Genomic DNA, 24822 nt, shown 5'->3' with positions numbered 1-24822 from the left:
GGATCACAAGAGCCTCGCCCTCATGTTAGTGGGACGAGGCTCGATGTGGGCAACGGTATTCGGTTTTAGTCGAGGAGATTGGCCGGATGCAGCAGGTCTTCAAAGCCGAGGCGGCGAATCATCTCGGCGCGGACGCGGTCCATGACTGCATTGACCACTTCGGAGCCGTCCTGCGCGGGATCGACGGTGATACGGAAGGGACGTTTGCCGAATGGCGTGTCGACAACTTTGACGATGGCATCGGCGACGGCCTGCACATCGGCATCGTCTGGAACGGTGGCGGCGAGGGCTTTAAGCAGCGGCTCTTCGAAGCCTGCGAAGGGGCCGGATTGATACTCGGCTGCGCGCGCTGCGTCGGCGGGTTTGCCGGCGTGGGCGAAGTGGTTGGTGCCTTTGGTGAATGCGCCTGGGATGACGATGGTTGTCTCGATGCCCCAGCGTGAAAGCTCGCGTGCGTAGCTGACGGCGAGTGCTTCCATGCCTGCCTTGGCGGCGAAGTAGGGCGCGAGGTAAGGCGGCACTCCGCCGGCGGTGCTGCTGCCGATCCAGACGACGAGGCCGCGCTTCTGCTTGCGTAGTTGCGGCAGCGCAGCGCGATTGACGCGCTGGGCGCTGAGTACATTCACGTCATACAGTTCGGCTAGCTGTTCGGGCGTGAAGGCTTCGGTGGGACCGAAGACCATGTGGCCTGCGTTGTGGATGACGACATCGAGGCGGCCTGCTTCGGCGATGATCTGCGCGATGGCTGCGTTGGCTGATGCCTGCGATGCGACATCGAGCTCGACGGTATGCAGGTCAACGTTGTTGTCTGTTGCGAATTGCTTTGCTGCTGCTACCTGCGGAGCGTTGCGACCTGCGGTATCGCGCATGCTGGCGTAGACGGTGTGTCCGGCTTTGGCGAGTGAGCGTGCTGCAAGTGCTCCGAATCCGCTCGATGCCCCGGTGATGACGATTACGTATTTCATGACGGTCTCCTGTTTCTTTCACTCGTAGGTCTTTGTTTGCGGATTGCGAATTAGGACATCCCGCCGTTGGCGCGCAGAATCTGTCCGTTGATCCATGCACCGTCTGGGCCAGCGAGGAAGGAGACGACGTTGGCGATATCTTCTACTTGTCCGAGGCGTTCGAGGGGGTTGAGCTTGCTCAGGTGGTCGATCTGCTCGGGTGTCTTGCCGGTGAGGAAGAGCTCAGTTGCGACGGGTCCAGGAGCTACGGCGTTGACGGTAACTTTGCGGCCGCGCATTTCGTTGGCGAGCACGCGCACGAGGCCTTCGACGCCTGCCTTGGAGGCGATGTAAGCGCCGTAGCTGGGCAGATTGAGGCCAAGAACGCTGGAGGAGAAGCCGATAATGCGTCCGCCCTCGGCGATGCGCTTGGCTGCTTCGGAGAAGACGATGAAGTTACCACGCAGGTTGGTGGCGATGACGCGGTCGAAGCTGGCGATGTCACCTTTGGCAATGGGTGAGTTTTCCATGATGCCGGCGTTGTTCACGACGACATCGACGTGGCCGTAGGTGGCGATGGTTTTGTCGAAGAGCTGCGCGACCTGCTCAGGGTTGGCGATATCGGCTTGCAGCGCGACTGCTTCACCGTCTGCGTGGCGAATCTCATCGACGACTTCCTGCGCGGCTTTGCTGTTGCCTGCGTAGTTGATGACGACTGCAAATCCATCGGCGGCGAGGCGCTTTGCGATAGCGCGGCCGATGCCGCGGGATGCTCCGGTAACGATTGCTGTCTTTGCCATGATTCTTATCCTCCGGGCTTCGATTTATCTGTGCATCGAAGCCGCTTATGAAAAGAGCATGCGCTCGTGCAGGTCATAAATCCAATGCATAGTGATAATATGTGTTATGCGTTTAACGCAATTGCGTCAGGCTGATCTGAATCTGCTGGTGGTGTTTGCTGTGCTCGCGGAAGAGCGGCATGTTTCGCGGGCAGCGGAGCGGTTGCTGCTGAGCCAGCCTGCGGTGAGCCGGGCACTGCAGCGGCTGCGAGAGATGTTTCACGACGATCTGTTTGTGCGCGGGGCTGCGGGATATGAGTTAACGCCGCAGGGGCAGCGGTTGCTGGGCGAACTGGAGGTGATGCTGCCTAAGTTGGACCGGTTGTTGAGCGGGCGCGGGTTCGATCCAGAGACAGAGCCTGCGACGTTTCGTATTGCGGCTACGGATAGCGCGACAGCGATACTGGCGCCAATTCTGTGCCGCGATGTGCTACCGAAAGCGCCGAAGGTTCGTGTTGATTTTGTGCCGTGGCATCCGACGATCTACGAGCAGCTTGTGCATGGCAGCCTGGATTTGATTCTCAGCGCGAGCAGTGTGGAAGCACCGCCGCCAATTCAAAGCCAGAGTCTTTATGACGAGCAGTTTGTGTGCGCGGTGGATGCGAAGCATCCTGTGAAGCGGGCGCTAACGATGAAGCAGTATATGGATGCGCAGCATATCAGCGTGAGTCTCTTTGGAGGCATGCAGGTTGCGCCGGACAAGCCTCTGGCTGCGATGGGATACAAGCGCAAGATTGCGATGCATGTTCCGTATCACGAGGCGGCGGTGCGTTGCGTGGAGGGTACGCGATATATCGCAACGGTGCCGCGCTGGTTCGCGGAGACAGCAGCGCCAAATCCAGCGATTCGCTTGTTGAAGCCTCCGGTGGAGATAGCGGGGTTTCGTTATGTGATGAACTGGCATCCGCGAGTAACTACGGATGCTGCGCATGGGTGGCTGCGCGCCACGATGCGGGAGTTAGGCGCGAAGCTGTCGCGCTGATCAGGCTGGCGCGTTACGCTGCAATGGTATCTTTGCGGAACGCGAAACGGAGGGACAAAGAGCATGATCGTTACGTTTGGCGATTCGGTGACATGGGGGCAGGGACTGCTGGATGTGCATAAGTTTGACCGGATTGTAGCGGGGCCAGAGGGGTTGCTGTTGCGTCCGGCGCATTCGGGGGCTTTGCTGGGCGCGGAGACGGATAACTCGACGCAGTTGGTGTATCCGGAGATACCGGTGGGATATCCATCGGTGTGGCAGCAGGTGCTTGAATTTGAGCCGTGGACGGATGTGGATTGGGCGATTGTGAATGGCGGGATCAACGATGTTTCCGTGACGCGGATTATCAATCCATGGGTTGCGACGGATGTAATTACGCAGCTGACGCAGCAATATTGCGGCAAGGTGATGGGGGAGTTATTGCCTGTACTGGCGGGGAAGCTGATGAAGCCGGGAGCGAAGGTTGCAGTGATGGGGTATTTCCCGATCGTAAGTCCGCTAACGAAGTTCGATAACGAGAGGCAGCCGAAGATGCTGCTGGAGATGCATGGAGTGCCGACAACCTCGTCAGTGACTGGAGCGAGCGCGAATGCGGAGCAGCTGATACCCGCGATTGTTGCGAATTCGATGGCGTTCTGGCAGACCTCGACGGCGTGCCTGAAGGATGCGGTTGCGAAGACGAATGCAACGCTGGGGCGCGAGGTATGCGTGTTTGTGGAGTCGCCGTTGAAGGAGGAGAACGCGTTGTGGGCTCCGCAGGGACAGCTATGGCAACTGACGTGGGATCTGAATGCGGAAGATGAGGTGAAGTCTATTCGGGATGCGAAATGCAGCGATCTGTATGGAGATGTGGTGGACGCGTTTCCGTGGATCATCTGCGACCGGGCTTCCGTGGGACATCCGAATGTGGAGGGCACGGCGCGGATTGCGCAGTCGCTGAAGGCTGCGATGGGGACCGGGACTATCTGACCGATGTTTTGCGATTGGCAAATCAGCGATTTTTGGGTTTGCTCGGTTTGGACTTGCGGGATTCTGGGATGCGGCCGATGCGCGCGTCGTGTCTACGGATGAGATCGCAGGCGTGGAGGGATTCGGTTTCGAAGTCTGGACCATCGGCTGGGATGAGCAGCCAGTGACTGATTTTGTCGCCGAGCAGGACAATGCGCCGGAGCGAGGGGAATTCTTTGCGGAGGCTGGGGTCTGCGGGATCGGTGGACTCGGACAGGACGAGCCAGAGACCATTGTCTTCGGTAGCTTTGGCGCTGTCGCGCAGCATGCAGACGATCTTGTCGCCAATGTAGACGGCGTATCCGGAGAACATGGGGCGGATCTCTGGATCGAGAGGCGCGAGAGCTTCGGTGAGGAATGGGTAGGGTGGGGATTTGCGTTTTTTCGTGGCGGTGGGCTTGCGAGGCATGGCGACAGGATAGCGCGGAGTGGGCGGCTGGGGCGTGTTTGTGGGCGGGGTTGCCCACTTTTCACGAAGAACGCGGAATGAGTAGGAGCCTGGGAGCTCTAGTTCTCGATTTTTCATTTATCAGGCTTGGTCATTTAACGATTGAAATAGTTACTTTCGGAACTTTGTTTTGGTGTGCTATAAGCAGTGGCTATGCTCCTACAACATAGCGTTTCCCCCTCTTCGTGGACTTCCATGGCAGATCCACTTTCGAAATGGGCCACTACTCTGGGATTGATTGCAGCGGGTATATGGACCCTGACGGTGTACCGGATATCGCGTAAACATCAGATTGCTGCCGATAAGTTAGCGGCGCAACAGAAATTTCTCGATACGAGGCTCCAAATTTACATTGAGGCTGCTGATTGCGCGGCAACGATCGCTGTAAGCACCGACAAAGAAGCGGTGCAGAAAGCGGCGGAGAGATTCTGGATACTTTATTGGGGGCGAATGGCGGTGGTGGAAGACGACAGGGTTGAAGATGCCATGGTGCAATTTTCCAAGGTTTTGGAGAATCCGCATCGCTCTGACGACCTGAGCGGGTCCGCTCTCGATTTAGCCCACGCGTGCAGGGATTCTATTGGCGATAGCTGGGAAGTAGAAGTTGCTACGAGTGGTAGCAGATCATCGGAAACTGTGAAAGCAGAAATCAAGAATTAGCGAAGCTATTATCAGGCGGTAACGACGGAGTCCTCGATCTTGCGCGGGGTCCATGACTGAGCGGCGTGGACAAAGGCGTGAAAGAGGTTGCGGCTGAGCGTGGACTGGTTATAAGTGCGCTCGGGATGCCATTGAACGGCGACAACCCAGTGATGCGGTGAGGCGAGTTCTACGGCTTCTATGACGTTGTCTGCCGGGCTGATGGCGGAGACGATGAGATTGTCGCCCGGGGTGCGGATGGCCTGGTGATGGCTGGAGTTGACGTAGAGGTGGGCGGGGTCTTCGCGAAGAGGCTCGGTATTCGGGTCGTGATGATGTGGTGCCCGGAAGGCCGTGGGGTGGTGGCTGGAGCCGTTTGCTAACGGAGCGCCCGGAATCAAGGCCGATAGACATGTGTTGACGGTGACGGCGATGGGATGGGCTTCCAGGACTGTGCGGCCGGGAGCGTGATTGACGATGGTGCCGACTTCGGTGGGGATGTCCTGAATGAGCGTGCCGCCGCACCATGTATTGAGAGATTGCAGACCCTGGCAGATGGCGAAGATGGGCTTGTGAAGATTGAAGGCATCTTGCAGAAGCAGTTCGTCTACGGCGGTGCGCGGTGCATCGGGTGGTGCCGTGTGGGGCTGGCGTGCGGCTGCGTATTTTTCCGGGTCGATGTCGGCTGGACTGCCTGGCAGCAGGATGCCCTGGACGGTTGAAAGGATGCGGGCCACGCGCTGAGGTGACTCATGGAGCGGAATAGGGATGGGGGTGGCTCCTGCGGAATGCAGCGCATGGAGGTATTGCGGCAGGGCGCGCTGGTTGTAGGCGGTGTCGAAGGAGGTAGGCTCGGGAATGGCGATGTGCACGGACTGCGTTGGCATGAAATCTGACATGGCGGACTGTGCAAATTGTAACGCCGGGCGCGGACGCGGGTGAGAGGGCATGCATCCTATTGCGGGAATGAGTTGCCCGGCTTGCAGGAGAAGGCTTCCCGGGCAATTGGCTGTCCGGGTGGCATGCCTGGGCGAGCGAGGTACAGATCATGACAGATGCAAAGAAATGTGCGAATCCGGCGTGTAGCTGTGTACCGGAGAAAAACGAAAAGTACTGTAGCGCGCATTGCGAGGGAATGGGCAAACAGACTGAGGTAGTGTGCAAGTGTGGACATGCGCACTGCGCAGGGGAAGCAACGGCAAAGATGTAGCGGCGAAGACTGCAGCAGGAGAGATGGTCGATCGTGCAGTAACCAATTGGGGGAGCTGAACCGGACGGGACAGGCACCTGCTCCGGTTCAGCTCATTTTTACAACGTTGCGCTGGCGAAAAATCCAAGAGAAATAAAAGAGCCGCTTGCCGCAGAAGATTAGCTCTTCCGAAGACAAGCGGCTTAGCCGTTCTCAGCTGTCGTCACCCGTGAACCCAATCCACACCACCGGGCACAGGGCTCCTCTTCCCTATACCTGGCTTTCCACGTCGACGTACGTACATCCTGCGAACAGACCGCTGTCCCGGATGACATAAGGCCGACCTGCGGGGAAAACAGATCTCGAGCTCAAACTGCCAATTCTTCACCGCGGAGGTTCCAGTGAAGCTCACCCTGATCCTAATTATGGTGAGGAATCCGGCAAGGTCTTTCGGGTAGCGTGGCTCGTTTGATACGTAGGTCCAGGCTGTTTGGACAACAGTGATTGGCTGGAAGTTTCGTTGTATCTCCGCAAAAATCATAGGCCGGGAGCTCTTTCTATGGATTTCGGCAGGTTTGGCGGTAAGATCGTGGACACATACTTCAACGGCCCCGTATCATACCGTTTCGAGACCCATACAAGGCGTGGAAACCTCACCAAAAACGACGCAGGAGACCTCTCCGACTGCTTCCCGCACAGTGCTGGAGCCGTGGGCACCTGTATCGGCGACCGACAAAGAGGCGGTGCGGGCACAACTTGAACTGCTGCTGACTCACCCACTTTTTTTCCAGAGCAAACGCTACCCGGCATTGCTGCGCTTTGTGGTGGAGCAGACGCTGGAAGGGAATGCGGATCAGATAAAGGAGCGGTTGATCGGGATCGAGGTTTTCGGACGGCCGCCTGAGTACGACGCGAACGCCGATCCGGTGGTGAGGGTTACGGCGGGTGAGACCCGAAAACGACTCGCCCAATACTATTACGATCCCTCGCATGCCGACGAGCTGCGGATCGAGCTGCCTGTTGGCTCCTATGTTCCCGTGTTTCAGCGCGTGGTTGAGCCGGTGGTACAGACGGCTCCGGCTCAGCCATTTGAGGCGTGGGAGACGCTGCCGGCGCCGGCACAATCGGCAGCAGTGGATCCGATTCAGCCTCGATACACGGTTTCGGCACATCCTATTTCGGCGCATCCGGCGGGGCACCCGTTTCTGACGGTTTTACTGGTGGTGATCACGCTGGTGCTGGGGCTGGTGACTGGCTACTGGTTCCGGCAGTACCGCCAGGCTCATACGCCGCCTCCGCAATCACCGACGCAGATCGTGGACGATTTCTGGAGGCCGCTAACGGCGGGGCCGGCGACGGTGACGATCTGCCTGGGCGAACCGGCGCGCGATTCGAGCCAGGATACGGACCCGGCGCAGGTGATCCAGCATCCGAAGCTGACGGAGCCTTTGTACTTTCGGCTGCGGCAGTCAGGATTATTTGCTCTGGCCGATGTGACGACATTGAGCCGTATTGTGCCGGTGCTGGAACGGGAGCACAAGGCTTTCCGGGTTTCAGCAGCCTCGGAGGCGAGTTTTGCCCAGTTACGCGAGGGGCCGGCGGTGTTTATCGGCGCCTTTGACAATCTATGGACGATGCGACTGACGCGGGATCTGCGGTTTGGGTTTGACTCCGTGGATGGCAACGCGCTGATTGTCGACCGGAAGAGCAAGGCAAAAACGAGCTGGACGTTTGCGTGGACGATTCCGTATGAGAAACTGGCGGCGGACTATGCCATAGTCGCCCGCTATCGTGACACCCTTACGGGACAACCGGTGGTGATTGCGTCGGGAATTTCAGAAGAAGGAACAGAAGCGGCGGGTGAACTGATTTCGAATCCTGCCGATCTGGAAGCACTGCTGCACAATGCGCCGCCGGACTGGCGCAACAAGAATATTGAAGCAGTCATCGAGACGCAGGTTATCGACGGCCACGCGGGGCCGCCGCAGCTTCGCGCTGTGGAGATCTGGTAGCTAATCAGGAAGTTTTTGTTTATTGCCGGGAAAATCGGCGCCCCGGTTTTTGTCTTGGGACAAGACTGAATCCTATGAATGGGCTCGCTGTGGGAGCGGGAAGGTTATCTTCCACAGCACATACAGGACGGCAAATAGGATGCGGTAGCTCAGGATTTAATCCTGTTTCGGAATTACTGTGCATGCTTATAAAACGAGAGCAGTTCCATTTCTCTTAATCAACGACCCACTTAGCGATCAAGGATTAGCGATTCAGGGTTTTGCTCCGCAATAATTCCGAAAAATACTTTATGCGTCCTTTTTTATCCCTTAGCCTTTTGTGCGGCCCAGCGGCGGCGTTGTGCATCTGCTATTGCCTTACGAGCTTCAGGGCTAAGTACGCGCTTCCCTTTGCCTTTTCCGCTTGCCGAACTACGAGTTTTTCTTGTTACGGTTCCGTTTGTGGTGTTAATTTTTCCTTCAACCTTGCCGGTCGAAGACAGGAGATTACGCACCTGGTAGAGCCGCGCGATCTCCGCATCCAATTGAGCAATAATAGTTTCTATAGCCATAGCGAGAGCATATCCCATTTCTGTGGGTAAGTCGATCTGCAGTATGCGAAAATGCGCCTCTCGTTCACTTTTGCACATCTGAGGAATCGGCTTCACGAACTAAGTCAAGCGTTGAACTCATCTCATAAACACCACGATGCAAAGAGGACTCGTATGAAACCCGCAATCAAAGCGGGTTTCAGGAAACAGCCCGGAACCGGAACGACATATATGAGATGAGTTCTAAGCAACGGTTCCAGCGGTGTGTTGAATACTACTGCGTGGGTCACTCCTTGTTGTGCTTTGCTGCGCACGACGGCCTTGATCTTTCTCGCGGACGGAAATCAGTTGACGGCCAGTGTTACAGTGAGGCTCTTCGTTACTCCGTTTGCATTTGCGGAGATTGTGACGGTATAACTTCCTGGAGGCGTGCCTCCACCGGTCTTTTGCTGTCCGGATGAGCCACTGCCGCTGGACGCGGCGCAACCGGCTATGGCGATGGCTGCACCGAAAACCAGGGTAATCACGAGAAGGCTACTTATCTTCTTTCGCCAGCGCAGGGTGAACGGAATGCAGCAAATTCCGCAAGCCAAAACGATCAGATTATGTGACGGAAATGTTGGCCCGCTGCGAGGGGGATTCCTATCAGCGGCGATCGACGGTGCGCCCGTGCCTATCTGTAACAGGACCTGACCGGTCACGTTTGATTGCTGCACCGGTAACTGAACAGGATTGAAGACGCAGATAGCGTTGGCAGGCAGGTTGTCGCACTCAAAGCTGAAGTTAGTACCGGAGTTCGCTGCGCTGCCATATGAGGTGAGGGATAGCGTATAGTTCGCGGATTGGCCCTGAACCACCGTGGCGGAGTTGTCGCCGTTAACGGTGAACTGGAAGCTGTAACCGATGCCGGCGAGTTGCAATTGAACCGGAGCGACGCCATTTGTTCCCTGAAGGGTTAGTATGCCGGTAAGCGGGCCGTAAGTGGCGGGCGAGAAATTTATGTTAACAGTGCAACTTACACCAGGGGCAATTGTGCTGCCACAGTTATTGGAGCCGAGGCCGAAACCGTTTTGCTGGGCATTGGCATCGAGGGTTAGGGATAGGCCGGTAACTGCGCTGACGGCGCTGGGGTTGGTGACGGTAACGGTTTGCTGCGGGGAGGATGATCCAACGCCTGTGGTGCCGAACTGTATGGTGTTGGCCGGTGACGTAACGATGGATGGAGGAACGGAGCCGTTACCGGTGAGGGCCGCGGTGGCGGATGCGCCGGTGAGATGGGAGGCTGCGGAGATAGCTCCGGTCGTGGTTCCTGAGCTGGCCGGCGAGAGCTGAATGGCCGCGATGCAGGATGCTCCTGCCGACAATGCGGCAGTGCAAGTAGTTTGCGCCGCATTCAGAACAAAGCCGGTGGTCAGGGTGAGCTGGAGATCGGAGATGCCGGACTGGCCAGAGTTAGTGAGATTGAGTTGTTGCGCGGCACTGGACTGGCCGATCTGAGTTGTGGGAAAGCTTAACTGGGTAGGAGCGAAGTTAAGCACTGGAGGAGTGAGCCCGGCACCGGAGAGGGTTGTGGTCACACTGGCGACGCCTGAAGTGGTGGACGCTGCGGTGAGGAATGCCTGGCGACCTCCGGCGAGGGTCGGTGTGAAGGTGATGGAGACGGCGCAACTTGCACCCGCGGCGAGAGTGGCCGTACATGTATTGGCTCCGAGGACGAAGTCCTGCGATTCGGAACCGGTAAGGGAGATGGCGAGGCCGCCGAGGGATTGTCCGCCGCTGTTCGTTACCGTGACGGTCTGTGAGGGACTGGTGACGCCGAGTTCTACGCTCGGGAAATTGACTGGCGAGGGTGTGAGCGCAAGAGAAGCAGGGGCGAGACCAGTACCGCTTGCTTGAATGGCAACGGAAGGAACTCCGACCGATGAGGAAGACAGGGTGACGACGCCGGTCAGGACGCCTGCGGTTTTTGGAGAGAAAGTGACGGTGATCGCGCAGCTCGCGCCTGCGGCCAGGGTGGAACCGCAGCTTCCGGAACCGGTGGTGAAGGGACCAGTTGCTGTTGCTGTGAGGCCTTGCAGAGCAGCAGTGCCGGGATTGCTTACGGTGATGGTTTGCGGAGAACTGCTGCTGCCGACCGGGATGGTGCTGAATGTCAGATGGGATGGGGTCACGGCGAGCTGCGCGGCGGGAAGTCCGGTGCCGGTGAGACCGATGACGGTGGGGGTGAAGCCGGTTGCCGCGGAGTTGACAGTGATGGAGCCGATGCGGGTGCCGGCTTGAGAGGGAGCAAAGCTGACACTCAGGGTGCATGCAGCGGAGGGTGCGAGGACAGTGCCGCAGGTGTTGGAAAGCAGGCTGTAGTCGCCGATGACGGAGAACTGAAGTCCGGAAAGCGTGATTGCTCCGGTGTTCTGAAGAGAGACGGTCTGTGCGGCAGCGCTTCCACCGACGGTAACGGAGCCGAAGCCGAGGACTGCAGGGGTGGCGAAGATGGAGCCTGCGGGGATGCCGGTTCCGCTCATGGGGACAACGGCGGGAGTGGTGCCTGCGGAGGTTGAGGTGAGGGTCAGGGTGGAAGTTTCATTGCCGGTGGTGGAGGGTTTGAAGACCACTCCGGTGGTGCAGGTGGCTCCTGCGGCGAGCGTGGCGGAACAGCCGTCGGCGGTGAGAGAAAAGTCGCCGGCCATGCTGAGCTGGATTCCGGCGAGGGTGGCACCGCCGGAGTTAGTGATGGTGAGGGTCTGGGATGCGGAAATGGTTCCGGTTTGCACGCTGCCGAAGGTCAATTGCGAGGGTTGGACGGAGAATCCGCCGACTGCCTGGCCTGTTCCATCGAGCGCTACGACCAGAGGGGCTACGCCCTGGTTGGCGGCGGCTACGGTGAGAGTGCCGGGTTGGTCGCCGCTGGCGGTTGGGGAAAAGACGAGCGCTACGTTGCAGGAAGCCTGTCCGCCCAGCGTGCTGCCGCAGGCGGTGGGGCTGGCGTTGAGGCTGTATGGGCCTGTGAGGGCGAAGGTGAGCCCGTTTGCCGCCTGACGGCCAACGTTGCTTATGGTGAGCGTGAGAGGCAGGCTGGCGGAGCCAACCGTGGCCTGGCCGAACTCGAGCTGCGAGACATTGGACTGGAGCGAGATGGGCGGTGAGCCTGTTCCGGTAATAGTGACAGTCGCGGAGGACGGATTGGCCTGCGGATTCGAGACGACAAGAGTTATGCTCTCGGTGCCGATTGCCGAGGGAGAGAAGATGACTTGCTCATAGCAGAGGCCGCCGGGGCTGAGGTTGGCGGTGCAGGCCGTTACATCGGAGGGAGCACTCAACGCGAAGTCGGTCGGCAATGCACCGCTGGGACCGGTGAATCCTGTGAGGGCAAAGGTGGGCGCAGTCATGGCGATCTGGCCCAGGTTTTGGACTGTTATCGAGTAGGCGTTGCTCGAAAATCCCACGTCTACGATGCCCACATTGATGGATGCGGGTTGTACGCCGAGGATCGGGGGCGTGAGGCCGGTTCCGCTGAGAGCGAGGGTCGCAGGGGCCACATTCGGGCTGGCGCTGGTAACGGTGAGGGTCGCGGTAACGGAGCCCGCTATGACGGGGGTGAAGACCACCTGCACTGTGCAGTACTGGCTGACGGCAACGGAGGCGGTGCAGTTATTTGCCGCAATGGAGAATGCAGCCGCGCCTGATCCGGAGATCGATACGCTGGGCTGAGCTAGCGAAGATCCACCACGGTCATAGATATTGAGAGACTTTGCCGCAGTTGCAACACCAATCTCCTGACTGCCGTAGGCAAATGAAGTGGTGGACAAAGAGATCAGGGGAGGAGACAGTCCCCAACCACTCAGTTTTACGGACTGGGATTTGAGGGCATCGCCGATGTAGAGCGTTCCAGACTCTGTGCCGGTTACGCTCGGCGTGAGCGTGACAGAGATGGTGCAGGAAGAGTTAGCTGCGAGCTGGGTGCCGCAACTGCTGATCGCCTGGAAATCGGAGCTGCCCTGGTTGTTGGTGACGGAGGTGCTGATGCTGGTGAGTGGGATTCCTCCGCTGTTGGTGAGGGTGACGGTGAGCGGAGCGGATGGCTGGCCTTCGACGGTGTTGGGAAAGCTGAGTGTGGTGGCGGAGAAGGTATCGCCGGTTTGGGGGTTGACAGTGAGTGATCCGCGGAAGATGGGGCAGCCGAGGACGCTGGCGCCGGTGGGGCAGACGGCTATGGTGAGATTGGTTCCGGGCTGATTGGCGAAACGCGTCCAGTGAATGCCGTCGGAAGATTGATAGTAGCCGTGATAGCGGACGGCAGCGAAGAAGAGCTGGCGGATGGGGTTCCAGACGACTGATGTCGCGGCGTTGCCGTCGGGAAGGATGAAGGCGTCTTCAGGACCTTGCACATCCTGGCCGTCGAGGTCGGTGATCTGGGCGAGATGCCAGGTGGCTCCAGCGTCGCTGGAGTAGTAGAGGCCTTCGTAGCTTTGCCCCTGCATGGTGGCGTTGGTGATGGCCCCTTCGAAGGCCTGGCTGATGGCGGCTACGACAAGCTGGGTGTTGGTGGTACTCCAGGCAAAACCGGCGAAGCCCTCGCCGGTGAAGGCATAGTCCTGAGTGCTGAGGCCGGTTTCAAGATCGTCGGTCTGGGTGATAAGGGACCAGGTTTTGCCGTTATCGGTGGAACGGAGCAAGCCTGCGCCGTAGTAGGAGTCGAGCGCGTCGTTGGGGTCGCCGAGTCCGGCAAGGATGATGCCCGTGCCGCCAGGCTGGACTGTGGCAGCGCCGATGCTCGCGCCTGCGTCGGACGAGCCGGAGAGCCCGGCTATGCCGTCGGTGAGTGGGGTGAACTGTACGCTCGACGCGGTGGATGCGGCGGCGTTCTGGCTCTTCCAGACACCGCCGCCGGTGGTGCCGGCGTAGATGGTGTTTCCGGAGCTATCTGAGGGATCGACGGCGATGGAGGAGATGCGTCCGGTGACGAGGCCGGATGTGATGGAGCTGACGGCGAGCGGACCGACGGGGGTCCAGGTGGAGTTTGTTGAGGCCATTGGGAGCAGACTGCGCGAGGCTGTTGCGGCCTGATGTGTGGCTGCTAACGCGCGCTGGCGAAGCTGTTTTGCTCCGCCTCGGTGGGCGAGGAAACGCTGCGCTGCGCGGACCTGGGGCGGCTGGGCCGATGTTTGGGTTTGTGGGGGTTCAGCAATTGCAATTGCTGCCTGGCAGGCGAGGCACAGCGCCACCCATCGACTTATCCATTCCAATCTGCGCACAGAGTGCTCCAATCTGCGTACGGCTGCGCACGGGCGGCGAGGCCCGATGGCATCTTCAACAGAGATCTGGAAGCAATCCGGAGGGAAAGAGAGACAGGGGTGTGCTCAGATGTTTCTAAGATTCTTTTAAGTCGATGGGCCCATTATAGGACGAGCGACTGTTCCTCATTTGGATTGCTTTGGAGTACAGATATGCGATTCACGATTCGCCGGGCGGAGATAGCTGATGCCGCCTCGATTGCGCGGGTGCATGTGGCAAGCTGGCGCAGCACTTACGGCGGCATTGTGCCGCAGGCGTATCTTGATTCGCTTGAGGAAACTGTCTTCGCTTCCCGATGGCAGCAATGGCTTGGTGAACAGAAAGTCACGACTCTGGTAGCTGGAGACGATGTGGCGGTCTTTGGCTTTATCAGCGGCGGCCTGAATCGCGAACCGGACCCGAGCGATGTCTACGATGGGGAGCTATACGCGGTCTATCTGCTGGAAGAGTATCAGCGCAGTGGAATTGGCAGAGCGATGGTGCAGGCGCTGGCGGCTATTCTGCGGGATGAGGGGCGAAAGGGCATGATGGTGTGGCTGCTGGAGGCGAATTCCGCGGCGGGGTTTTACCGGCGGCTTGGGGCTGTGGATGTTGCTTCGCGAGAGATTGAGATTGGCGGTGCAAGGCTGGCTGAGATTGCGTTGGGATGGCTGGATCTCAGGGCGTTGCTGTAGCGGGTGGAGCGGGGCTGTTCTTTACTGGCCGCAGATTCATATGGTTTTGCGCTTGAGGCAAATACACTAGAGGCTATGCCGATTTGGAAAGTGATTCTTCTGGCCATTGTGCAAGGCCTAGCCGAACTTTTACCGGTTTCAAGCTCAGCGCATGTGATTGTTGCTGAGAAGCTGATGGGACTTGATCCGTCTGCGCCGCAGATGACGCTGCTGCTGGTGATGCTGCATACGGGAACGATGTTTGCTGTGATCGTCTATTTCTGGCGGACGTGGAAGGAGGCATACTTCTCGTCTAGCCAGAACTTCAATCGTTTTGCTGGCCTAGTGATCTGGGCGACGATTCTTACCGGTATTGTGGGCGAGGCGCTGAAGAAGCTGATTGAGAAGACCCTGTTTGCCCATCAGCCCAAGGCGGAGATCGAGAACCTTTTCAGCAGGCTTGATCTGATTGCGCCGGCACTGGCGGCGGCTGGCTTGCTGATTCTCATTTCGGGGCTGATGGAGCGGCGGCAGCTTGCGAACCGGATTCCATCGTATGCCGCGTTCAAGCCGGAGAGTGAAGGCACGGTGAATCTGGCGCAAACCTCCTGGATGGGGATTGTGCAGGGGCTGGCGCTGCCCTTCCGCGGATTTTCGCGGTCGGGATCGACGATCTCCACGGCAATGCTGGCGGGCGCGAAGAAGGCGCCTGCGGAGCGCTTCAGCTTTGCGATGGCGGTGGTGCTGACTCCGGTGGTGGTGGGCATGGAGCTGTTGCGGCTGGAAAAGGCGCACACGGTGGCGATCAGCGCCGGTTCGCCTGCGGGGTCGATGATGGATCTGCATGGTTCGCTGTTGGCGAGCCTGCTGGGGATGGTGTTTTCGTTCCTTGCGGGACTGGTGGCGCTGCGCTGGCTCTCAAGCTGGCTGGAGAATGGGCGGTGGTATCTGTTCGGGATCTATTGCCTGGTGGCGTCGGCTGGCGTCTTTGCGCTGTACCTGCACGGATTCTGAGCGCTCACGCAGAGCAAAGCGTGGGATCGTGCCAGATGGTTTCAAAGCCATCCTGGCCGCTTTGCTCGACAATGTGTTCTACGATTCGTTCGACGGGACGTAGGCCGCGCACTGAGTTGCAGATGTAAATTGTGCTGGCTTGCATCAGATCGTGGATGGTCAGTACACGCTCGGTGAGTTGACCTTGTTGCAACAGGTGCTGGCGATACACTCCCGGCAGAACTCCGCTGGCTAACGGCGGTGTAAGCCAGAGTGAATCAACCACCGCGATGATGTTGTGGATTGCGCCCTCAGTGATCTCGTTACGCGTGTTGCGGAAGAGGGCGTCGGTGAGTCCGAGCGTTTGTGCATGACGAAAGGCTTCGTCATAGAAGGCGCGGCGTGTGGTTTTGTGACGAAGAAAACGGTCGGATGGGTCGGTCTTTTCGGGCGAGAGCAGAAGTGTTGCGGGTGTCTCCGGCTGCCCGGTGATGCCAGATGCGGTCCACGTTACCGCGCCATCCTGGCGTAGCAGCACGCGCACTCGGGTTTGTGCTTCGCTCGGACTGGCTTGAGCGGCTTCTTCGAGAGCTTCGTGCACGCGGGTTATGTCGAAGGGCATGTCGAAATAATCCGCTGATTGCCGCATGCGCTCGATGTGCTCGGGGAGCAATGTGTAGCTTCCCCGATGCAATAACAGTGTTTCGATCAGCTCGAAGTCCTGGACCGGTTCGCGAGTGAGGAAATTGATTTTTGTGTGGCACTCCGCGTACTCGGTTTCGGGACGGGAGTCGTAGACGATGCCGGAGCCGACGCCGAGGCGCGCTTCGTTTCCGCGTAGTGAGATGGTTCGGATGGCTACATTGAATTCGGCTTCTCCGTGGGGAGAGATGTATCCGATGGCGCCGGTGTAGACGCCGCGGGGCTGATTTTCCAAGGCGTGCAGCAGGCGCATGGTGTGAATTTTGGGTGCGCCAACGATGGAGCCGGAGGGAAAAAGAGCACGGAATATCTCGGGATAGCCGACGCCTTCGCGCAGCGTGCCTTCGATGGTGGAAGTCATCTGCAGGACTGTCGGGTATTGTTCGACTTTGAAGAGATCGGAGACGTGAACGGAGCCCATTTTGCAGATGCGGCCGAGATCGTTGCGCAGCAGATCGACGATCATGAGATTTTCTGCGCGATTCTTTTCGTCGGATTGAAGCCATGCTGAGTTGGCGCGCAGTTCGGCTGCGTCCATTCCTGGCGCGGCTGTGCCTTTCATGGGACGGGTGATGATGCGATCGCCATGGCGGGCGAAGAATAGCTCGGGAGAGAGCGAGAGAATGTGCCATCCGGGGATGGGGTGCAGCATGGCTGCGTAGGGGACGGGCTGCGCGCGCAGGAAGCGCTGATACATCTCTGCTGGCGATTCGTTCGTGTGCCACAGCACTTCGGTTGTCAGATTGGCCTGGTAGGTTTCTCCAGCGGCGATGAGGCTGCGGATCGCTTCGACTCTATCTGCGTGTTCGTCGGCTGACAGAAGGAACTGTGGGTGTACGGACGGAGTGGTGGCGACTTGAGAGACGATAGTTTCTTGAGAGATTTCGGGAGAGCGATAGCAGCCGAACCAGAGAAGAGGCTCGTTGTTCGGCAGAGTGCTGCTGAGGTTTGCCAGGGATGGTTCCAATGCGAAACCGGCCTCGTAGGCGATGTATCCCGCGATGTACAGGCCTTCCGCGAGGGCTTCTTCGACGGCGTCGAGAGCTTCCGGGAGGTGCTTAGGATGATGTGCGGCGATGATGCGCGCGGGGTTGGAGAAGAGCATGCTGCGGCCCAAATCACCGTGTGAAGGCACGCGCTGCAACAGCACTGAGCCCGGTTCGCTCGCAGCGGCTGCGCTCCATTCGCTGGGGTGACGAACAACTTGCTGCATGTTCTCAGGCTACGGCATTGAGTTGCGTAAGGTGGAGACCGGAGGGCTTTTCACAATGCGGCCTGTCTGACGGCGGCGGAGTTTTATCGGCTCGGGAAAAAGAGCTAATCTTTTCCTAGACCGTCCAATTGTCAGGCATCTGGCATACAGGAGAATCTTGCCTTGCGCAGCGCTGCCGCCTTTGTTTGGGCGCTATTTCTAAGTTTTCTGGCAACCGGTTTTGGCTCGACGCGGGCTCAGGCCGAGGATCTCAAACCGCGAGTCATCGTATTTGTGCATGGTCTGCATGGAGATCGTGAGACATGGCGGGCGTCGAATGGTGCGTACTGGCCGCAGATGGTGCAGACGGATGCGCACTTTCAGCAATCCGATGTGGTGGTGGCGCAGTATCCGACGCCTTCGAAGCATGGGCAGTACACGACGGTGCAGCTTGCGGAAATCTTGTACAAGGGCCTGAAGCAGCAGCGGGTGTGGGATCACAAGGATATTGTCATCATTGCCCATAGCCTGGGCGGTTTGCTGACGGAAGAGATGCTGCTGAGTCATCCCACGGACGCGGCGCATGTGCGGTTTGTTGTTTCGTATGCGACGCCGCATGAGGGGTCATTTGTCGCAAACTTGGCGAAGATCTACGACAGTGATCCGCTGCTGGCGGATTTGAGCGACAGCAACGACAATAGCTTTCTCATGGACCTGGAGCAGAGGTGGAGGAGTACGCCATCGGTCTTTGGAATTCATCGTTATTGTGCATATGAGGGGCTGGATACGGCGGCGGGCGAAGGTGTGGGGAAGTATTTTCACGCACACACGCGGGTGGTGAGTTACTACAGCGCGACGTATGGTTGCGATGGGGATGTGGCTCCGCAGAAGGTGATGGCGGACCACATCAACATTGTGCGGCCTGCGAACCGGTCGGCGGACGCGTACACGTTTTTTGCGCGGATGTACCGGAACAATCCGGTGATCAATGTGGTGGAGAGCGTGCGGGATAACAAGATTTCAGGGCTGAATGTAGATTGCAACCGGACCAATGCGGGAAGCGATTTGCAGGTGCCGATTGCGCTGGATGTTTCGCTGCACGAACAGCTTATCTCTGCCGAAGTGGAGCTGGTGGATAAGGACAAGATCAAGGAGACGTCGCCGCCAGTGGTGACGCGGGTTGATCCCGGTGGGATTGCGCATATCTCCTATGCCTTCAAGGGGCACGGGCACAGTCTGCTGCTTGGATGTCCGACGGGACATGCATCGATCCTGGTGCATTTTCATGTGCGGGGCGAAGTGCCGGTGAAGGAATAGCATTCTCGCACTTGTGGATGCCGTCCCACGAGAAGCGGAAAACCCGCCTCAGGGGCTAAAGCCCGATGGTGGTGTTGGATCTTGCGCCGGGATAAATCCCGGCCTACCTTTTTCTACCTAACCGTCGATGCGAAGATGAAGTCGAATTGCACGGTTGCCGGGTAGAGGCGAGGTCTGCAAAGTTTCCCCTTGCCATGCAAGGGGAGATCGTGGCATGCTTCCCATGAAACCAAAGGGGAGAACCCCAACGATATGGAAAAGACCCGTCTTGAACTCTTCCGAGGAACACTCGACATTCTCATTCTGAAGGCGCTGATCTGGGGACCGCTGCATGGTTATGCGATCACCAGCCTGATTCGGCGGCAAAGCGACGATGCGCTGCTGGTCGAAGAGGGCACGCTGTATCCGGCTCTTTGGCGGCTAGAGAGCAAACAGATGATCGAGTCAGAATGGGGATTGTCGGAGAATAATCGCAAGGCGAAATATTACAGCCTGACGAGCGAGGGCAAGCGTCATCTTCGCTCGGAGACGAAGATCTGGCAGGCGTATGCGATGGCGGTCGCAAAGGTATTGGAAGCGACGCATCCGCCGGCGCAGGAGATTGCGTAGAGCAGACGAGAGCGCATGAAGAAAGTTCCGATGTGGCGCAGGTACGACCGACTGTTCGGTCCTGACAAAAAGGCCGATATCAAGGCTGAACTGCGCTTTCACGTGGATTGCAAGATTGATGAACTGATCGCTCAAGGTTGGCGTCCCGAGGCAGCCCGCAAAGAGGCCGAACGGCAGTTCGGCAACATACTTGCCGTGCAGAGAGCAGGCGAGCGCATAGGGGGGAAGATGGAACAACGTAAACGCCTGAGCGATCACTGGTCAGATACCGTGCGGGATGTGCGCTATACGCTGCGCACTCTGGGACGCGATCCGGGTTTCACCATCGTATCGGTTCTAATTCTTGCGCTGGCGATTGGCGCCAACACTTCAGTCTTCAGCGTGGTGAACAATCTGCTGCTGCGGCCACTTCCCTTCCCGGAGTCGCGGCAATTGGTGTGGATTGCTCCGCCACCACAGAAGTGCGGGTTGTCGTGCGCGACGTATTCGTCGGATGCGTATGAGGAGTTTCGCGATGGCAGCCGCGTGTATCAGGCCGTGACAGGGTACTTTGCGTTTTCGGGGCCGGGGAATGTGCGGCTGACGGCGCAGGCGGATGCGAAGCCCGCCACGGGCATTGACGTAATCGGCAATTTCTTTCAGGTGCTGGGCGTGCAGCCGGCGATGGGGCGGTTGTTTACCGCGGAGGAGACGCGGCCCGGAGCGCACCATGTAACGCTGCTTTCGAATGCCTACTGGCGTCATCAGTTCAATGCCGATCCGGCGATTGTCGGCAAGGTCATCGACATGAACAAAACGCCGTACACAGTGGTGGGCGTGTTGCCTGTGAGCTTTGATTTTGGCGCGTTCTTTTCGCCGGGCGAGAAGATCGATCTGTTTACGCCGCTTGATCTTGATGCTTCGCGGAACTGGGGCAACATCGTTACACTGCTTGGCCGTTTGAAGCCCGGTGTCACACTGCCGCAGGCGCAGTCGGATGCACTGCGAGTTGAGCCTAGCCTCTGCTGGAATGTGAAGCAGCCGAAGTCGTGCGGGACGTATGGTGGCAAGGATTCATCGATACAGTTGCGTACGCTGAAGGATTACGTAAGTGGGAGACTGCGGCGCTCGCTGGTCGTGTTGTGGTGCGCGGTGGGTGCGATTCTGCTGATTGCGGGCGTGAATCTCTCGAACCTGCTGCTGGCGCGTGCGGCGACGCGGGCGAAGGAGTTTGCGATTCGCGGAGCACTGGGAGCGAGCCGTGGGCGGATCATACGGCAACTGCTGCTGGAAAGCCTGATGCTTTCATTTGCGGGGGCGGCCTTCGGGCTCGCGCTTGCGTATTCTCTGGTGGGGTGGCTGTCACACCAGGGTGCGATTGCTCTACCGATGCTGGAGTTGTTGCACCTGGATGGGCAGGCGTTTGGCTGGACGATTCTGGTGGCTGTGGTTACGGCACTCTTGTTTGGCTTGATTCCCGGGCTGCGGATGGCTTCGGGCAATCTGCATGAAGCGATCAAGGACTCGGGAGCGGGCAGCGGACAGAGCCGCAAGCATAATCGCGTACGCGCGGCACTGGTGCTGACGGAAGTGGCGATGGCCTGTGTGCTGCTGGTAAGCGCCGGACTGCTGCTGCGCAGCTTTATGAAGGTGCTGGATATCGATCTGGGCTTTGCGCCGTCACGCGCGATTGCCGTCAAGGCCGAGTACGACGACAGCGCTCCGGATGGCAAAACCAGCGCGATGAAGCGCGGCGCGATCTTCCGACAGATGATCAGCCAGGTATCTGCGATTCCAGGAGTGCAAGCCGCTGGCGTTGTAGATTATCTGCCACTCGGAGCTAATCGCTCGTGGGGTGCGCCCCGTGCCAAGGGGCACCAGTACAAGGACGGATCACTACCGAATCCACTGGTGTATGTCATTACTCCGGGTTACGTGCAGGCCATGGGGATGCGATTGCACGGCCGGGACTTTACTTGGTCGGATGATCCCAACGGTCAGAATGTCGTAATCATCAACTCTTCCATGGCCAAATTTTTCTGGCCTGGCGAAGATGCCGTCGGCAAGGTTCTCGTCGGAACTGGAACCGGTGACGCCACAGTTGCCGGGGTCGTCGATGATGTTCACGCCGACAGTGTGGAGAACTCCACAAGCTGGCAGATTTACTACCCATTTATGCAGGCTGGCCCCAACAGCGCGGAGTTGGTGATTCGTACCAATGTGGAAGAGCCGTCGGCTGTGGCGTCGAGTGTGCTGCGGACGTTGCACGAGCTGAATCCGAATCAGCCTGCGGCGGAGTTTGTGACACTGCAAAGCATGGTGGATCGTTCGGTTTCGCCGCGCAGGTTTTTCATGATTCTGGTGGGGGCGTTTGCGCTGCTTGGGTTGTCGCTGGCGGCGCTTGGCATCTATGGCGTCATCTCTTACTCGGTGACGCAGAAGACGCAGGAGATTGGCGTGCGCATGGCGTTGGGTGCAACAACGGCGCGGGTGCGGCGCGATGTGCTGGGAGAGACGCTGCGGCTCGCGGTCAGCGGATTGATTCTTGGCGGCATAGGATCGTTTGCCATCGCAAAGCTGATTGCGACGCTGCTGTTTGCTACTTCGCCGTGGGATCCGCTGGCGTATGCCGGGACGGTCTTTGCGTTGATGGGCGTAGCGCTACTGTCGGGCTATCTTCCGGCGCGGCGGGCTTCGCGTATTCATCCGATGGAAGCGCTGCGAAACAATTAGCGGCGCCGCCGCGTAGTTAGCTATACCCTATGCGGCGGTGACCGGACTTGTATGAAGAAAACACCTATCTGGCGCAGGTATGACCGGCTACTCGGTCAGGACAACAAGGCAGATATAAAGGCTGAGCTGCGCTTTCATATCGATTGCAAGATTGATGAATTGATCGCGTGTGGTTGGCGTCCCGAGGCAGCACGTAAAGAAGCCGAACAGCAGTTTGGCAACATACTCGCTGTGCAGAGAGCAGGCGAGCGCATAGGAGAGCACATGGAACGACGCCGACGGATCACCGACTACATCGCCGAGTGTCAGCAGGACACGCGGTATACGCTGCGTACGCTGGCCAAGAATCCTGCGTTTACTGCGATTGCGGTGCTGGTGCTGGCGCTGGGAGTGGGTGTAAATGCTGCTGTCTTCAGCGTCGTGAATACGATGCTGCTGCGGCCGCTGCCGTTTCCGCAAGCGCAGCAACTGGTGTGGTTCCGGGCGGGCAAGAGCTTTGATGCGAAGATACGCGCTGCGGGCGGGCTCTCGGCGGATACATACACGGTGGATGTGTATCGCGAGTTTCAGCGCAACAACCGGTCGTTTCAGGATGTGACGGCGTATCAGACGTTTTATGGTTCGCTGCAGTACAAGATGACGGGTGTTGGCGAGCCGAGGCAGCTTGACGCTGTTGAGGTTGCGGGTAATTTCTTTCCGATGCTTGGCGTGACGCCTGCACTGGGGCGCAACTTTACGAACGAAGAAACGCTGAAGGGCGGACGGCCTGCGGCGATCCTGAGCTACTACTTCTGGAAGACACAGTTTGCTGGAGATCCCGGCGTGATTGGCAGGACGGTTGAGATCAATACGAGCCCGGCCGGAGTAAATGGGCCGGTGACGATTGTGGGCGTGTTGCCTGCGAGCTTCGATTTTGGGGCGGTGTTTTCTCCAGGCAAGAAGGTCGATCTGTTTGTGCCCGTCGTGATGGATTACTGGAAGACCTGGGGCAATACGCTGGCGATGGTCGGGCGGTTGAAGCCGGGGGTGACCGAGGCTCAGGCGCAAGATGAGGCCAACCGGCTCTTCCCGTTAATGAAGACGCAGCATCAGGACTGGTACTACGACTATGCTTCGGATCTCTCGACGCTGAAGGATCATGTGGCCGGTAAGCTGCGGCGATCGCTGGTGGTGCTGTGGTGTGCTGTCGGGTTGATTCTGCTGATTGTATGCGTGAATCTGTCGAATCTGCAGTTGAGCCGGGCAGCCACGCGAGGCAAGGAGTTTGCGATGCGGCGCGCTCTCGGCGCTGGGCGCGGGCGGCTTATACGGCAACTGCTGACCGAGAGTCTGATTCTCTCGGCGGCGGGGTCGGTTCTGGGCTTTGGATTTGCTTACGCGATCGTGTATGAACTCGCGCACCAGAGCTCGATTTCGCTGCCGTTGCTGGCGACGATGCATGTGGATCTGGAATCGCTGGCGTGGACGCTGCTGATTGCGATTGCTACCGGCATTTTGTTTGGGCTGGCTCCGGCGCTGCGCATGTCGGGCGTGAATCTTCAGGAGGCGATCAAGGACAATGCATCGGGTATGGCCGCAGGCCGCAGTCATGAGCGGTTCCGGTCGACGCTGGTGATCTCCGAGGTCGCACTGGCCTGTGTGCTCCTCGTCGGCGCCGGGTTACTCCTCCGCAGCTTCCTCCGCGTGCTCGACGTCGATCTTGGCTTCAAGCCTGCCCATGCCGTCGCGATGCAGATCGATCTGCCTCCGGCGAACAACAACGATCAACTCATCCAGAGAACCAATATTCTCAAGGCTGAGATCGACAAGGTCAGCGCGCTGCCCGGTGTGCAAGCGGTGGGTGTGACGGATCTGCTGCCGCTGGATCGCAACCGGGAATGGGGACTTGAATCTGATGGCCGCTATCACGCGAAGGACGCGGATAGGGGCGCGCTTGTCTATCTGGTGACGCCGGGCTATCTGCAAGCGATGGGTATGCGCCTTGTCGCAGGCCGCGACTTCACTTGGCATGATGCGCCGAGCGATCAGCACGTACTGATCATCAACCAGGCTGCGGCCCGCCGCGAATGGCCGGGCGAAGACCCTGTCGGCAAGCTTGCGCACGCGACCAGCAAGAATTCGGACCGCATTATTGGCGTCGTTGCTGATGTACGCGAAAGCAGCCTCGAACAGGAATCCAGTCCAACGATTTACGTGCCGATGACGCAGAACTCGGATGTCGAAGGTGCGAATCTTATCGTGCGCTCGCTGGACTCGATTGTGAATCAAGCGGAGGTGCTTGCGGCGCTGCGCAGTCTCAACCCATCGCAGCCTGCGTCGGAGTTCCGGCCGCTGCGCACACTGGTGGATCACTCGGTATCGCCGCGGCGATTCTTTGTGCTACTGGTGACGATCTTTGCCACGCTGGGCATTCTACTGGCGGCGCTGGGGATTTATGGCGTGATCTCGTACTCGATTACGCAGAAGACTCAGGAGATTGGGGTGCGAATGGCGCTTGGAGCTACTACGGGGCGGGTGCAGCGCGATGTGCTGTGGCAGACCCTGCGGATGGCTCTGGCGGGGCTGGCGTTGGGCACAGTGGCTTCGCTGGGTGTTGCCCGGCTGATTGCTTCGCTGCTCTTCGATACTTCGCCCTGGGATCCGGTGGCTTACGTTGCGATGGCTGCGAGTCTGATTGCTATTGCGCTGCTGAGCGGATATTTGCCGGCGCGGCGGGCTTCGCGGATTCATCCGATGCAAGCGCTGCGGAGTAACTAGGGCT

General features: G+C 58.7%; 17 protein-coding genes. 10 read left to right on the top strand and 7 right to left on the bottom strand.

Annotation, left to right across the window (positions count from 1 at the left end):
* Window positions 1–65 precede the first annotated feature (65 nt).
* Together OHL22_RS07690 and OHL22_RS07685 are read right to left on the bottom strand one after the other, a co-directional pair.
* Complete coding sequence (locus OHL22_RS07690; RefSeq protein WP_263335047.1) at window positions 66–965, bottom strand: SDR family oxidoreductase; 900 nt, start codon at window positions 963–965, stop codon at window positions 66–68.
* Window positions 966–1015: 50 nt separating this feature from the next.
* Entirely contained in the window at window positions 1016–1744 is a 729-nt protein-coding gene (locus OHL22_RS07685; protein ID WP_263335045.1) for an SDR family oxidoreductase, read from the bottom strand.
* 106 nt (window positions 1745–1850) lie between these two features.
* Here OHL22_RS07685 and OHL22_RS07680 point away from each other — a divergent pair, with 106 nt between their 5' ends.
* Window positions 1851–2765: a LysR family transcriptional regulator gene (locus OHL22_RS07680; RefSeq protein WP_263335042.1), complete on the top strand. Its 915-nt coding sequence runs from the start codon at window positions 1851–1853 to the stop codon at window positions 2763–2765.
* Window positions 2766–2828: 63 nt separating this feature from the next.
* Window positions 2829–3734 (top strand): hypothetical protein, encoded by a 906-nt coding sequence (locus OHL22_RS07675; RefSeq protein ID WP_263335040.1) that lies wholly within the window; start codon window positions 2829–2831, stop codon window positions 3732–3734.
* Between the two features lie 22 nt (window positions 3735–3756).
* Here the strand turns inward: OHL22_RS07675 and OHL22_RS07670 are convergent, their stop codons facing one another.
* The gene (locus tag OHL22_RS07670; protein ID WP_263335038.1) at window positions 3757–4299 is read right to left on the bottom strand and encodes a TfoX/Sxy family protein; all 543 of its coding nucleotides are present in this window, start codon (window positions 4297–4299) and stop codon (window positions 3757–3759) included.
* Window positions 4300–4455: 156 nt separating this feature from the next.
* On the opposite strand from OHL22_RS07670, the gene OHL22_RS07665 reads away from it, so the two are divergent.
* A complete protein-coding gene (locus OHL22_RS07665) occupies window positions 4456–4881 on the top strand; it encodes a hypothetical protein (protein WP_263335036.1) in 426 nt (141 codons plus the stop codon).
* Between the two features lie 11 nt (window positions 4882–4892).
* Here the strand turns inward: OHL22_RS07665 and OHL22_RS07660 are convergent, their stop codons facing one another.
* Window positions 4893–5747 (bottom strand): gamma-glutamyl-gamma-aminobutyrate hydrolase family protein, encoded by an 855-nt coding sequence (locus OHL22_RS07660; protein WP_263335034.1) that lies wholly within the window; start codon window positions 5745–5747, stop codon window positions 4893–4895.
* A gap of 946 nt (window positions 5748–6693) precedes the next feature.
* Between OHL22_RS07660 and OHL22_RS07655 the strand changes: the two genes are divergently transcribed.
* Entirely contained in the window at window positions 6694–8061 is a 1368-nt protein-coding gene (locus tag OHL22_RS07655; protein ID WP_263335031.1) for a hypothetical protein, read from the top strand.
* A 302-nt stretch (window positions 8062–8363) separates the two neighbouring features.
* On the opposite strand, the gene OHL22_RS07650 is transcribed toward OHL22_RS07655, so the two are convergent.
* Both OHL22_RS07650 and OHL22_RS07645 read right to left on the bottom strand, forming a co-directional pair.
* Window positions 8364–8612 carry a hypothetical protein gene (locus OHL22_RS07650; RefSeq protein ID WP_263335028.1) on the bottom strand — a complete coding sequence of 83 codons (249 nt, stop codon included), beginning with the start codon at window positions 8610–8612 and terminating at the stop codon, window positions 8364–8366.
* A 323-nt stretch (window positions 8613–8935) separates the two neighbouring features.
* Complete coding sequence (locus OHL22_RS07645; protein ID WP_263335026.1) at window positions 8936–13843, bottom strand: beta strand repeat-containing protein; 4908 nt, start codon at window positions 13841–13843, stop codon at window positions 8936–8938.
* Window positions 13844–14035: 192 nt separating this feature from the next.
* On the opposite strand from OHL22_RS07645, the gene OHL22_RS07640 reads away from it, so the two are divergent.
* Both OHL22_RS07640 and OHL22_RS07635 read left to right on the top strand, forming a co-directional pair.
* Window positions 14036–14557, top strand: coding sequence for a GNAT family N-acetyltransferase (locus tag OHL22_RS07640; RefSeq protein ID WP_263335024.1), 522 nt, complete (start codon window positions 14036–14038; stop codon window positions 14555–14557).
* Window positions 14558–14632: 75 nt separating this feature from the next.
* The gene (locus OHL22_RS07635; RefSeq protein WP_263335021.1) at window positions 14633–15550 is read left to right on the top strand and encodes an undecaprenyl-diphosphate phosphatase; all 918 of its coding nucleotides are present in this window, start codon (window positions 14633–14635) and stop codon (window positions 15548–15550) included.
* A gap of 4 nt (window positions 15551–15554) precedes the next feature.
* Here the strand turns inward: OHL22_RS07635 and pabB are convergent, their stop codons facing one another.
* Window positions 15555–17444 (bottom strand): aminodeoxychorismate synthase component I, encoded by a 1890-nt coding sequence (gene pabB, locus OHL22_RS07630; protein WP_263335019.1) that lies wholly within the window; start codon window positions 17442–17444, stop codon window positions 15555–15557.
* A gap of 162 nt (window positions 17445–17606) precedes the next feature.
* Between pabB and OHL22_RS07625 the strand changes: the two genes are divergently transcribed.
* From OHL22_RS07625 to OHL22_RS07610, 4 genes are all read left to right on the top strand, one after another.
* Entirely contained in the window at window positions 17607–18740 is a 1134-nt protein-coding gene (locus OHL22_RS07625; RefSeq protein ID WP_263335017.1) for an esterase/lipase family protein, read from the top strand.
* A 252-nt stretch (window positions 18741–18992) separates the two neighbouring features.
* The gene (locus OHL22_RS07620; RefSeq protein WP_263335014.1) at window positions 18993–19349 is read left to right on the top strand and encodes a PadR family transcriptional regulator; all 357 of its coding nucleotides are present in this window, start codon (window positions 18993–18995) and stop codon (window positions 19347–19349) included.
* A gap of 15 nt (window positions 19350–19364) precedes the next feature.
* On the top strand, window positions 19365–22061 hold the full coding sequence (locus OHL22_RS07615) for an ABC transporter permease (RefSeq protein ID WP_263335012.1): 2697 nt from the start codon (window positions 19365–19367) through the stop codon (window positions 22059–22061).
* A gap of 51 nt (window positions 22062–22112) precedes the next feature.
* Complete coding sequence (locus OHL22_RS07610; RefSeq protein ID WP_263335010.1) at window positions 22113–24818, top strand: ABC transporter permease; 2706 nt, start codon at window positions 22113–22115, stop codon at window positions 24816–24818.
* Window positions 24819–24822: the final 4 nt, after the last annotated feature.

The sequence above is a fragment of the Acidicapsa dinghuensis genome (assembly GCF_025685685.1).
Classification (GTDB): domain Bacteria; phylum Acidobacteriota; class Terriglobia; order Terriglobales; family Acidobacteriaceae; genus Acidicapsa; species Acidicapsa dinghuensis.
The sequence above is the reverse complement of the archived record's forward strand: the minus strand, read 5'-3'. Positions and strand labels throughout refer to the sequence as shown.

Excerpts from the sequence above, each read along its gene's own strand:
- OHL22_RS07690 (WP_263335047.1), bottom strand. The coding sequence starts at position 965 with ATGAAATACGTAATCGTCATCACCGGGGCATCGAGCGGATTCGGAGCA.
- OHL22_RS07685 (WP_263335045.1), bottom strand. The coding sequence starts at position 1,744 with ATGGCAAAGACAGCAATCGTTACCGGAGCATCCCGCGGCATCGGCCGC.
- OHL22_RS07680 (WP_263335042.1), top strand. The coding sequence starts at position 1,851 with ATGCGTTTAACGCAATTGCGTCAGGCTGATCTGAATCTGCTGGTGGTG.
- OHL22_RS07675 (WP_263335040.1), top strand. The coding sequence starts at position 2,829 with ATGATCGTTACGTTTGGCGATTCGGTGACATGGGGGCAGGGACTGCTG.
- OHL22_RS07670 (WP_263335038.1), bottom strand. The coding sequence starts at position 4,299 with ATGAAAAATCGAGAACTAGAGCTCCCAGGCTCCTACTCATTCCGCGTT.
- OHL22_RS07660 (WP_263335034.1), bottom strand. The coding sequence starts at position 5,747 with ATGCCAACGCAGTCCGTGCACATCGCCATTCCCGAGCCTACCTCCTTC.
- OHL22_RS07650 (WP_263335028.1), bottom strand. The coding sequence starts at position 8,612 with ATGGCTATAGAAACTATTATTGCTCAATTGGATGCGGAGATCGCGCGG.
- OHL22_RS07640 (WP_263335024.1), top strand. The coding sequence starts at position 14,036 with ATGCGATTCACGATTCGCCGGGCGGAGATAGCTGATGCCGCCTCGATT.
- OHL22_RS07635 (WP_263335021.1), top strand. The coding sequence starts at position 14,633 with ATGCCGATTTGGAAAGTGATTCTTCTGGCCATTGTGCAAGGCCTAGCC.
- pabB (WP_263335019.1), bottom strand. The coding sequence starts at position 17,444 with ATGCAGCAAGTTGTTCGTCACCCCAGCGAATGGAGCGCAGCCGCTGCG.
- OHL22_RS07620 (WP_263335014.1), top strand. The coding sequence starts at position 18,993 with ATGGAAAAGACCCGTCTTGAACTCTTCCGAGGAACACTCGACATTCTC.
- OHL22_RS07615 (WP_263335012.1), top strand. The coding sequence starts at position 19,365 with ATGAAGAAAGTTCCGATGTGGCGCAGGTACGACCGACTGTTCGGTCCT.
- OHL22_RS07610 (WP_263335010.1), top strand. The coding sequence starts at position 22,113 with ATGAAGAAAACACCTATCTGGCGCAGGTATGACCGGCTACTCGGTCAG.